Source organism: Streptosporangium sp. G11 (assembly GCF_051192615.1).
Lineage (GTDB): Bacteria > Actinomycetota > Actinomycetes > Streptosporangiales > Streptosporangiaceae > Streptosporangium.
Window position 1 is genome coordinate 1 of record NZ_JBPJUQ010000210.1, and the last position, 3,669, is coordinate 3,669.

Annotated in this window: 6 protein-coding genes; 5 read left to right on the forward strand and 1 reads right to left on the reverse strand. The window is 68.3% G+C overall.

What is annotated here, in order from left to right:
• Nucleotides 1–146: 146 nt before the first annotated feature.
• The 5 genes from ACSDR0_RS49705 to ACSDR0_RS49725 all read left to right on the forward strand — a co-directional run bounded on the left by ACSDR0_RS49705 (nt 147) and on the right by ACSDR0_RS49725 (nt 2,622).
• Entirely contained in the window at nt 147–836 is a 690-nt protein-coding gene (locus ACSDR0_RS49705; RefSeq protein WP_435295978.1) for a peptidoglycan recognition protein family protein, read from the forward strand.
• Nucleotides 833–1,216, forward strand: a complete 384-nt coding sequence (locus tag ACSDR0_RS49710; RefSeq protein ID WP_435295979.1) for a hypothetical protein — start codon at nt 833–835, stop codon at nt 1,214–1,216. Before ACSDR0_RS49705 ends, ACSDR0_RS49710 begins: the two co-directional genes overlap by 4 nt.
• A gap of 29 nt (nt 1,217–1,245) precedes the next feature.
• Nucleotides 1,246–1,524, forward strand: coding sequence for a hypothetical protein (locus ACSDR0_RS49715; protein WP_435295980.1), 279 nt, complete (start codon nt 1,246–1,248; stop codon nt 1,522–1,524).
• 61 nt (nt 1,525–1,585) lie between these two features.
• Complete coding sequence (locus ACSDR0_RS49720; protein WP_386267298.1) at nt 1,586–1,798, forward strand: hypothetical protein; 213 nt, start codon at nt 1,586–1,588, stop codon at nt 1,796–1,798.
• A 29-nt stretch (nt 1,799–1,827) separates the two neighbouring features.
• Nucleotides 1,828–2,622: a DNA adenine methylase gene (locus ACSDR0_RS49725; RefSeq protein WP_435295981.1), complete on the forward strand. Its 795-nt coding sequence runs from the start codon at nt 1,828–1,830 to the stop codon at nt 2,620–2,622.
• Between the two features lie 562 nt (nt 2,623–3,184).
• Here ACSDR0_RS49725 and ACSDR0_RS49730 read toward each other — a convergent pair.
• Nucleotides 3,185–3,478 (reverse strand): MerR family transcriptional regulator, encoded by a 294-nt coding sequence (locus ACSDR0_RS49730; protein ID WP_435295982.1) that lies wholly within the window; start codon nt 3,476–3,478, stop codon nt 3,185–3,187.
• Between the last annotated feature and the right edge of the window lie 191 nt (nt 3,479–3,669).

The following is a 3,669-nucleotide window of genomic DNA, read 5'->3' on the forward strand; positions in this document are numbered from 1 at the left end:
CCTCATACCCCCAGGCTGTCACCTGGGCAAAAAGCACTGACAAACACCCCGAAAAACCGTGACGCCCATATTTCTCCATTGGTACGGGGTGCCCGGTTGTGGAGGTGCCGGGCTGGAAGACGAGGGGGCACGGTCCCCAACCCTCGGTGCGGGGCGTCGTGTGCCATCACACCGCCGGGCGCGACGACATGCACGTGATCCGGGACGGCCGACCAGGGCTCGACGGCCCGCTCTCGCAGTTCTGGCTTCGGCGTGACGGGACGATCTTCGTGGTCGCGGCCGGGCTCTGCTGGCACAACGCCCCGAGCACGTCGGCGAACCACACGAACTCGGCGTCGATCGGCATCGAGGCCGAGAACGACGGCCGCCAGCCCTGGCCTGGCGTCCAGCTCCATTCCTTCCGGAAGCTCTGCGCCGAGCTGACCAAGGAGTTCGACCTCCCGGTGTCGCGGGTGGTCGGGCACAAGGAGGTCCAGCGCGGCAAGCCGGACCCGCACGGCGTGAACATGGACACCTTCCGCGTCCAGGTCGCCCGGCTGATGACCGAGGTCACGGAGCCTCCCAAGCCGACGCTGGGAGGAGTGCCGGAGTTTCGTCGCACGCTGCGCCTCGTGTCGCCCCTGATCGAGGGCCAGGACGTGCGGACGTGGCAGACCGCCGCGCGGCGGTTCGTCCCGGGCCTGGTCGCTGACGGCTGCTACGGCCCCGCCTCCAAGAAGGCGTGTGAGCAGGTACAGCGGACGGTCGGCGCGCCGGTGAACGGCAAGGTCAGCGCGGAAACGTGGCTCCTTACGTGGGTGTGGGAGTCCGGAGCGAAGAAGGAGAAGAAGGCATGAGGATTCCGAGGATCGGCGCGGTCGCCCTGGTGATTGCGCTCGTTGCCGGTACGGCTGGCGCTGGAGCGTACGCCGCGGTGGCCGCCCCGCCGAAGACGGTCGGGGTGTGCGCGAACAAGACGAACGGCGGCTACCTCCGGATGCTGGAGGCGAAGAACCTGGCCAAGTCCTCTTATGGGAAGTGCCGGACGAACGAGGTCAAGGTGCCGCTGTCGACCGTCGTGGCCACGGGTCCGAAGGGCGCCACGGGCGCGGCCGGTGCCGCTGGCCGAGGGTTCGACTCGGCTCCGTTCAAGCTGACGTTCTCCGGGGCCGGGCCGTGGACGTGCTCCTGGACCAAGGCCACCGAGACGCTGGCCTGCGTCACCCCGGCGCCGTAGAGCGAAAACCTCGAAGTGGAGGAACAGGCATGCCCGCACCGTGTTGTCTCGGCCGGTTCGTTCACGCCCTGGGCCGTCTCGGCGTTCACAACGGCGGCGACGTCGTGCCTGCCATCATCACCCGCGTCTGGGATCAGACGACCATCGCCGGTCACGACGTCTGGGTGGTCAACCTCCTGATGCTCCACGACGGCCCGCAAGTCGTCTGGCGGCCCTCCGTCTACGTGTTCGCCGACGAGGCCACCGCCCGCCGGGTGCCGGGCTGGAACGCCTGGTGGCCGCCGGAGACCTGCGGTAACCACCTCTGACCTGCCCCGGTTTCACTTTTCCGCCTTCGTCCGAGGGCGGTTTTTTCATGAGGAGACACGCATGTCGAACGACACCAAGCGCTCCATCCGCACCGTCCTCCAGGCGCTCGTGGCCATCGCGGTGGTCCTTCCCGCCGCGGTCCAGGCGGCGGGCATCCCCGAGACCCTGCCCTGGGTCGCCGTGGGCCTGGGCGTGGCCGGCGGCCTGGCTCGGGTCATGGCACTGCCCGGCGTCCAGGCGCTCCTCGGCTGGCTCCGCACCGACGACAAGTAAGCACCCGACCAGGACGAATGCGGGGGACCGTGACGATAAAGACGCCGTTTCCGTACTACGGCGGAAAGAACAACCTCGCCCCATGGATCTTGTCTTACGCTCCCGAGCACGTCGTCTACGTCGAGCCGTTCGTCGGGTCGGCCGCGGTGCTGCTGGCGAAGCCTGAGAGCCGGGTGGAGGTCATCAACGACCTGAACGGGGACGTCGTCAACTTCTGGCGGGTGCTGAGGGACCGGCATGACGAGCTGGTTGCGCTGCTCGAACTCACGCCGTACGCCCGAGACGAGTACCTGTGGTGCCGAGACGGCAAGAGCGGCACCATCGACCCGTTGGAGCGGGCACGGGAGTTCTTCACCTGGTGCTGCATGGCGTTCAACGCGTCGACGGGCACCGTGGGGTTCTCCGCCAGCTCGGCCGCGAAGACGGCGAAGGCTCACACGTTCCGGCGGCGGATCGACGAGCGGCTGTCGCGGGTCGCGGAACGCATCCGGGGCGTGGAGATCGAGAACATGAATGCGCTGGACCTGATCCGGCGGTGGCGTGATCCGCAAGCCGTCGTCTACCTCGATCCGCCGTACCTGGGCGCGACGCGGAACAGCTCCAGCAAATACGCCACCGACAACGGCGGGGCCGCATTCCACGAGGCGCTGATGGAAGTGATCGAGGACTTCCCCGGCACGATCCTGCTGTCCGGCTACGACGGATCGCCGTACGACCGGCTCGGCTGGCGCCGAGAAGAAAGGAAAGTCCCTGCTCATGTGTCGAACGTGATCGGAACTACGCGAGTCGAGTGCCTTTGGATCAACCGGTCGCCGTCTCTATAACGTCATGCTGATCTTCCAGCCGACGAGCAGTGGCATCATGATCGTCTCGCGTCTGGAGCGACCCTCCTGAAGCCCCGCGAGAATGTGTCCGTCGTGAGACGGCGCTCCACGCTGCTGGTCCTGGGATAAGCCAGCCGTAACAGGATTTCAAAGAAGCCCCGCTCGTCTTCGGAGGCGAGCGGGGCTTCTTTCGCGCTTCTGTCGAACTCGCGGAGATTTGTCGTCTTAATGAATTAATCAGACGACCGGGGCGGGGAGCGGATGCCGAGCAGGTCCAAGCCACCGCGAGGGCTCTGATCCGTGAGGTCAGGGCCGGTACTCCCTCGTCGTAGGCGTGGCATCTGGGGCGGAGGTACCGGCTGCGCCGGGGGGCGTCACACCCCTCACCGGCATCGCCGTCGGCGCGTGAGCCGTGCGCCTTCACCGAGCCGTGCGCCTTCACCAGACCGGGCCGCCCTGCCGCTGCGAGGCAGGGCGCCCTTGGACTGGTGAGTGAGGGTGCCGGGGCGAGGCCGGCGCCATCGGCGGTGGTGCGGGCGATCGCGGGTGCGGGCGCCGGCCCTCAGGCCGAGATGCGGCTGGTGGTGTCGGGCTGGTGGCGGTCGCGATGGTGCTGGAGTTCGGTGTTGATGCGCAGGGCCTCGGCGAGCTGGTCTTCCAGGATGATGATGCGGCAGGCGGCCTCCAGGGCGGTGCCCTGGTCGACCAGCTCGCGGGCGCGGGCGGCCAGGCGCAGCTGGTAGCGCGAGTAACGGCGGTGGCCGCCCTCGGAGCGCTGCGGCTCGATCAGCTTGGCGGTGCCCAGGTTGCGCAGGAACGCCGGGGTGACGCCGAGCATCTCGGCGGCCCGGCCCATGCTGTAGGCGGGGTAGTCCTCGTCGTCGAAACGGTGACCGGAGATGTCACCCGGTGTGGCGAGGAGCCCAAGCCCATCGGCCCTGTCGGCTTTGTCGGTGCTTCTCGCGGTGTTGGCCCGTGGGGCCGGTTCAGCCGTATCGGCGCTGGCGCGGAGCCTGGGCTGCGCGCGCACGGCCGACGCTATCGGTG

Coding starts and splice junctions, on each gene's coding strand:
- ACSDR0_RS49730 (WP_435295982.1), bottom strand. CDS start 3,478: ATGGGCCGGGCCGCCGAGATGCTCGGCGTCACCCCGGCGTTCCTGCGC.
- ACSDR0_RS49710 (WP_435295979.1), top strand. CDS start 833: ATGAGGATTCCGAGGATCGGCGCGGTCGCCCTGGTGATTGCGCTCGTT.
- ACSDR0_RS49720 (WP_386267298.1), top strand. CDS start 1,586: ATGTCGAACGACACCAAGCGCTCCATCCGCACCGTCCTCCAGGCGCTC.
- ACSDR0_RS49715 (WP_435295980.1), top strand. CDS start 1,246: ATGCCCGCACCGTGTTGTCTCGGCCGGTTCGTTCACGCCCTGGGCCGT.